Origin of the sequence: Mycobacterium sp. E342 (genome assembly GCF_001667665.1) — a bacterium.
Classification (GTDB): domain Bacteria; phylum Actinomycetota; class Actinomycetes; order Mycobacteriales; family Mycobacteriaceae; genus Mycobacterium.
The window spans coordinates 21,137-27,687 of the sequence record NZ_LZJM01000111.1 but is presented as its reverse complement, the minus strand read 5'-3'; the positions used below and the strand labels follow the sequence as shown (position 1 = coordinate 27,687).

Annotated in this window: 4 protein-coding genes; 3 read left to right on the top strand and 1 reads right to left on the bottom strand. The window is 66.2% G+C overall.

Translation table 11 applies throughout. The features are described from left to right. From A5692_RS07475 to A5692_RS07465, 3 genes are all read left to right on the top strand, one after another. Positions 1 to 1,201 (top strand): hypothetical protein (locus A5692_RS07475; RefSeq protein WP_068054129.1); only part of this gene is annotated, 1,201 nt, incomplete at its 5' end. 267 nt (positions 1,202 to 1,468) lie between these two features. Then, a complete protein-coding gene (locus A5692_RS07470) occupies positions 1,469 to 3,331 on the top strand; it encodes a bifunctional diguanylate cyclase/phosphodiesterase (protein WP_068054123.1) in 1,863 nt (620 codons plus the stop codon). Between the two features lie 10 nt (positions 3,332 to 3,341). Next, on the top strand, positions 3,342 to 5,018 hold the full coding sequence (locus tag A5692_RS07465) for a hypothetical protein (RefSeq protein ID WP_068054114.1): 1,677 nt from the start codon (positions 3,342 to 3,344) through the stop codon (positions 5,016 to 5,018). A gap of 11 nt (positions 5,019 to 5,029) precedes the next feature. Here A5692_RS07465 and A5692_RS07460 read toward each other — a convergent pair whose 3' ends face one another. Continuing rightward, positions 5,030 to 6,535 (bottom strand): sugar transferase, encoded by a 1,506-nt coding sequence (locus A5692_RS07460; protein ID WP_231984232.1) that lies wholly within the window; start codon positions 6,533 to 6,535, stop codon positions 5,030 to 5,032. Positions 6,536 to 6,551: the final 16 nt, after the last annotated feature.

Sequence of the window (6,551 nt, the reverse complement as noted above, 5' to 3'; positions counted from 1 at the left end):
GGCCAGGACCTACCCCCCGGCGCCGAGCGGGTCCGCGCCCGGTGTCACCCAGGTGGTCCCGAATTGGAATGACGCCGACTACCTCAACAACTTCGGGCAGCTGCTCGCCGCGCTCGGCCGGCGCTACGACGGCGACGAGCGCCTGAGCGTGTTCGAGTTTTCCGGGTACGGCGACTTCGGCAAGACCAGCCTCGCCTACTTGCGCGACGCGCTCGGCGCGCCGGGGCCCACGCCGGACGACAGCCAGCCGAAGTTGGGTTATTACAGCCAGTTTCGCGATCAGACCATCACCAAGGCGTCCATCGCGCAGCTGGTTGCCGCCAACGTGGGCGCGTTCGGTCACACCCAGTTGGTGACCACGGCCGAAAATCCGGAAATCGTCCGCGAGTTGTTCGCCGACGACGTGACGAAGAAGCTGTCCGCGCCGGTCGGCATCCGCGCGGATTGCCTTGGCGTGCAGTCGCCCCTGCCGGAATGGGCCGAGTCCAGCGACTCGCACTACGTGCGGTTCAACGACGCGGCCGTCAACGCGATCAAGCAGCGGCTCACCTCGGCGCTGGTGGTCAGCCAGTGGTGCCCGTTGCCGAACGGGACCGACCCGCGGTCGTACTACGAGAAGGCTCTGCACGACGTCGTCAGGTATCACGTCTCGATGACGTCGAGCGCCAACTTCCCCGACCGGGATCCGACGTCGGCGATGGACCCCAAGTTGTATCTCCTCTGGGCCAAGGCGAACGCCTCCGCCGGCTACCGGTACTCGGTGGAGGCCAAGCCGGGCTCGCAGTCCATCCAGGGCAAGGTGGCGGCCATCTCCGTCGTCTGGACCAACTACGGCTCGGCGGCGGCCACCGAGCAATGGGCACCCGGCTACAAACTGGTCGACTTCTCCGGAGCGGTGGTCCGCACCATTCCCGCGACGATCAATCTCAAGACGCTGGTCCACGACGACTCCAGCTCATCCCGCGAGGAGGCGGTGCCCGAGTCGGCCACCGAGTCGGTGCGCGTGGACGTGACGGGTCTGGCGCCCGGGCACTACACGCTGCGCGCGTCCGTGGACTGGCAGCAGCACAAGCTCGGCGCCTCCCACGTGGTCAACTACGCGCCGATGGCGCTGGCCCGCGACGGGCGGGACGGCTCCGGCCTGTACCCGATAGCCACCCTCGACATCGCGAGCGACGCGGCGGCCGCCAACGGGTCCTAGCGCCTCGATGACGGGCCGACGGCCCTCGCCGGAAGTTGTTCGTTAGCCGGATGGGGCGGGTGCCGCGTGGTAGGTTTTGCTGACCAAAACCGAGCGTGACCTGCCCTGGTCCGAAAATCATCCGACAGTCACACACGCGAACCGAAGGGGTCCGTCGACGCGCTGGGCGCGCATCCGGCGGGGTTCGTCATCACGACCGTCCCCCGATCGGGCAACCGTCGCCACGGTGGCCGCCCGGTGGGATGTATGCCCATATCGGAGGAGACCGTGCCACGCAGCCTGGACCTGGTCGTCACCTCCGTTGCCACCCAGTTGATGGAGGCCACGGCCCCCACGGCCACCCTGGTGAGCGAGAAGGTACTCGCGCAACTCGTCGAACAGTTCGACGTGGACGCCAGCTTCCTGCGGCACCTCGACCCGCACACCCGGACCTCGGCGCTGGTGGCCGAGTGGCCGCCGCGCTCGGACGCCGCGGACCCGGATCCGACGGCCTTCGCTCAGTTGGACATCGCCGAGTCGGTCCTCGCCCAGTGCGGGCACGGGCACAAACCGGTGGTGATCCGACCGGCGCAGTCCACGCGTTTTTTCCGGCGCAGGCTCGGCGGGGCGAAGATGGCCGCCTCGCCCTCGGTGGCGGCCGCACCGTTGGTCTCGGGTGAGACGACCACCGGCTTGCTCGGCTTCGTCAAGTTCGGCGCCCGCAAGTGGGAGCAGGAAGAGATCAACACGCTCGAGGCGGTCGCGGCGCTGTTCGCGCAGCTGCAGGCCCGCATCGCGGCCGAAGAAAAGCTTCGTTATCTCGCTGAGCACGACGATCTGACCGGCCTCTACAACCGTCGCGCGCTGGTCGCGCATCTGTCCGGGCGGCTCGCGACGGGATGCGCCGGGCCCGTCGCGGTGATGTACCTCGACCTCGACCGGCTCAAGCCGATCAACGATTACCTCGGCCACACCGCCGGTGACTGGTTCATCCGGGTCTTCGCGCAACGCATCCGGATCTGCGCCCCCGACAGCACGATCGCCCGATTGGGCGGTGACGAGTTCGTCGTCGTTCCCGACCAGCCGATGTCACCGGAGGCCGCGGAGTCGTTCGCCCGGCGCCTCTCGGCGATGCTGTGCGAGCGGCTGGCCATCGGCGGCCACGTGATCAGCCGCACGGTCAGCATCGGGCTGGCGGTGGGGCAGCCGGGACGGGACAACTGCACCGACCTGCTCCGCCGCGCCGACGAGGCGGTGCTGACGGCCAAGCGCGGCGGCGGCAACCAGGTCGCGGTGTCCACCGACGACATGTCGCTCAAGCGCGCGTTCCGCAACGACATCGAGCTGCACCTGCAAGGCGACATCGGCAGCGAGGCGCTGCTCCTGCATTACCTGCCCGAGGTCGACCTGTCGACGGGCGCCATCGTTGGCGCGGAGGCGCTGGTCCGTTGGCGGCACCCGATCTGGGGCCTGCTGTTACCCGACTCCTTCATCGGGATCGCCGAATCGACCAACCTGGCGGCGGAGTTGGGGGGCTGGGTGATGCGCACCGCGTGCGCCGAACTCAGCAGCTGGCGGGCCAAGGGCGTCGGCCAAGGGGCCATCATGCGCATCAATGTGTCGCCGATCCAGCTCATCACCCGGGGTTTCGTGCGCGACGTCGCCGCCACCATCGACGAGTTCGGCCTCGACGCCGGCTCGGTGTGTCTGGAGATCACCGAGCGCGCCGTGGTGCACGACATCGAGACCACGCGAAAAACCTTGGCGGAGCTCAAGGAAGTCGGGGTCCAGCTGGCCATCGACGACTTCGGTACCGGTTACGCGGTGTTGTCGCACCTGAAGTCCCTGCCGGTCGACATGCTCAAGATCGACACAGGTTTCGTGCGCGACCTGGGCAACAACGCCGGCGACCTGGCGATCGTTCGCGCCATCATCGGTCTGGCCGAGGCGTTCGGTCTGGAGGTCGTCGCAGAGGGGGTCGAAACGCCGGTGGCGGCAATGACTTTGATTCAGCACGGGTGCCGACGCGCGCAGGGTTTCCTGTTGTCGCGTCCTGTCCCCGGCGATGCGATGGAAGCGCTGTTGTCCGCGCGCTGGCTGTCGATGCCGTTTTTGGCCGACCGCAAGGCGTTGCCGACGGGCGGCATCTAGCATCGCACCGATGGTCGCAACATTGAGAAGAGGCGTGGCGGTGGTCGCCGCGTGCGTGGTGGCGCTGTTGGGCGGATGCGGTGGCCACAGCGAGTCCGATCCGTTGTCCGTCGTGATCAGTCCCGCCATACCGCTGGGCGTCCAGGAGGTTTCGAATCCCCTACGGGGCCAATACGAAGACCTTCTGATGCCGCTGTTCCCGCAAGCCAATCCCACGCAGCGACGTTATCCGCCGTGGCCCGCGTCGTACGACGCCAGCGTGCGGGTTTCGTGGCGGCAGCTGCAACCCACCGACCCGAGCACCCTGCCCCCCGACGCCCCCGACGATCGCAAGTTCGACTTCAGCGTGATCGACGATGCGCTGGCTAAGCTGGCCGGCCGTAACATGCGGCTGACCCTTCGCGTGTTCGCCTACAACTCGTGTTGTGACGCTACCTATGCGAACAACACGAACATCGCCATCCCCGATTGGATGCGCGCCGCGTCCACCAGCTATACGGGGCCGCAACGATACTGGTGGACGCCCGGCGTGGCGCACGTGGTGCCGAACTGGAACGACCCCGCGTACCTGAACGCCTTCGGGCAGTTGCTCGCCGCGCTCGGCCGCCGCTACGACGGCGACGAGCGGCTCAGCGTTTTCGAGTTCTCCGGCTACGGGGACTTCAGCGAGAACCACGTCGCCTATCTGCGCGACACACTGGGCGCAGCGGGACCGTCACCCGAGGAAAGCATCGCAAAGCTCGGTTACTACAGCCAGTTTCGCGATCAGAGCATCACCACAGCGGCCATTCATCAGCTCGTCGAGGCGAACGTGAACGCCTTTCCCCACACCCAACTGGTGACCACGGCGCCGAACCCCGAAATCGTTCGCGAGCTGCTGGCTGACGACGTCACCAGAAAACTGTCCGCGCCGGTAGGTATTCGCTCGGATTGCCTCGGCGTATACGCGCCGTTGCCTGCTTGGGCCGAGTCGGATGGCTCGTACTACGTGCACACGAAAGATCCGCTCGTCAGGCAAGTGAAAGACCGGATGGCCTCGGCGCTGGTGATCACTGAGTGGTGCCAGTTGCCCGAGGGAACCAAGCCGCGGGCGTATTACGAGAAAGGATTGCGCGACGTCGTCAAGTATCACGTGTCGATGACGTCGAGTTACAACTTCCCGGCCGTGGAGTCGAGCACCCTGATGGACCCGCCGTTGTACCTGCTGTGGGCGCAGGCCAACGTCTCGGCGGGCTATCGATACTCCGTGGAAGCTCGGCCCGGATCGGCATCGTTTCGCGACGGGGCGGCGACCATATCGGTGGTTTGGACCAACTACGGCGCCGCCGCCGCAATCGAAAAGTGGGTGCCCAGCTACCGGCTGGTGGATTTCTCGGGCGCGGTGGTCCGCACGCTGCCGACAGCCGTGCTTTTGAACAAACTGGTGCCATCGGGGGAGAACTCAGGTAACCAACCCGTCCCGTCGTCGTTCACCGAATCGGTGACCGTCGACCTGGCGGGGTTGGCACCCGGGCACTACACGCTGCGTGCTTCCGTGGATTGGCAACAGCACAAGCCCGATGCGTCGCATGTGGTGAACTATCCGCCCATGCGGCTTGCCCGCTCCGGACGCGACGAGTCCGGGGGCTACCCTCTCGCAACGGTCGACATACCGCGCGATGCGCGCGCTTTCGCCCCGCGCCAATGATGGCAGGCTCTCTAGTATGCGCCGTGACTGGTGAGAACGGCCTTGACCGTCTTGGCGATGATCATGAGGTCGCCCGACATTGACCAGTTGTCGACGTAGGACAGGTCCAACCGCACCGACTCTTCCCACGAAAGGTCCGATCGGCCGCTCACCTGCCACAAGCCGCTGACGCCCGGCTTCACCAGCAGCCGCCGCTTGGCATCGCCGTCGTAGTTTTCGACTTCTCGCCGCAACGGGGGCCGTGGCCCAACGACGCTCATGTCGCCCTTGAGCACATTGATGAATTGCGGCAGCTCATCAATGCTGAACCTGCGCAATATCCGGCCGACGGGCGTCACCCGCGGGTCTTGACGAATCTTGAAGAGCACGCCGCCGGCGCTTTCGTTCAGCCTCAGCAGGTCGTCGATTTGGCTGTCGGCCCCGACGGTCATCGTCCGGAACTTGAGCATCGTGAAGGGCTTCCCGTCGATGCCGATCCGCTCGGACGGGTAGAAGACCGGGCCCCTGCTGGTCAGCTTGATGGCGATGGCGGCCGCGATCAGAATGGGCGCCGTACCGATGAGGGCCGCCAGCGAGAACAGGAAATCAAACACCTGCTTCTGAAAGCGTTGCGTCCCTTCGTATTGCGGCTTGTCCACATGCAACAGCGGCATGCCCGCGGTGGGCCGCAGGCTCAAGCGCGTTTCCGCGACGTCCATCACCCCGGGCGAGACCACGACGTCGACGTCCATCGTCTCCAACTGCCACATGAGCTCTCGGATCCCGCGCATGCCAAAGTGATCCGTCTGAGTGATCGCCACGGTGTCCGCGCTGCAGCTGTGAATCGCCGCCACCGCGTCGGTGACATCACCGAGAATCGGCACCGCACGGCCACCGATGGTGAGGGTATTGCCGCGTGATGGCCCATATCCCGGAATGCAGACCCCCACCACGACGTAGCCGTCCAGCGGGTTGCGGGCCAGTTCGTGCGCAAGGTGGGAAACCGCCTGCCGGTCTCCGATCGCCAATACCCGCGTCTGGCATTGGCCGTTCGCGCGCATCCGGCGGATGTGCTTGCGCCACAGGCTGCGGCTGCCCAGCAGGCCCACGGTCCCGACCGGAAGCGCGATCGCGAGATAACCGCGGGCCAGGTCGACCTTGGCCAGCAGCGTCGCCATCGCGATTATCCCGAACGTCCAGAATGACGCACTGCCGATCCGGCGGTACTCGTCGATTCCGGCGCCGATGACTCGCGTTGAGCGCGTTTGAAATACCGCCAGCGACGACAGCCACAGCGCCGCGAACAGCATCGAGAACAGCGTCATCACGACGTCCGAATAGCCCGAGGTGTTGGCGATCTCGCCGAATCGAACGTACTGCGCGAGCATTACCGACGCGCACACCATCACCGTGTCGCTGATGCGTAGACGATGCGAATACTGGTGTTGCCAGCGTCGGATGGCAGTTCCACCAGTCGAGGGCGCCGCGGCGGTGGGAACCGGCAACGTGTTGGCCCGGTGGCGCGACAACGACGTCATGTCTTCCGGTGTCCGC